The 257-nt window shown below is 70.4% G+C and carries 1 pseudogene; it reads right to left on the reverse strand.

Features of this window, described 5'->3' with window-relative positions:
* Window positions 1-257, reverse strand: a pseudogene (locus tag QSV46_RS40225) (hypothetical protein); the annotation flags it as partial.

Raw genomic sequence — 257 nt, forward strand, 5'->3', positions numbered from 1 at the left:
GCCTTCACCGGCGCCCAGCTCTCGATCGGCGTATCCGGCGACAGCGCCACCGTGCGCGGCGGCACCGGCAGGCCGGACTCGGAGGCGGCGTGGTGGGCGACCGCCTTGGCCAGCAAATCGTCGAAACGTCCGTCGTCGGTGCGTTCCGCAGCCGCATCGCTGATTTCGAACAACGCTTCGATTTCGGCGCGGCTCACCGGCTCATGCTCAACGGCGCTCACGGTGAGGATGCGCGCGCACCACGCGGCGTCGTCGGC

It is taken from the genome of Bradyrhizobium cosmicum (genome assembly GCF_032290525.1).
Classification (GTDB): Bacteria; Pseudomonadota; Alphaproteobacteria; order Rhizobiales; family Xanthobacteraceae; genus Bradyrhizobium; species Bradyrhizobium cosmicum_A.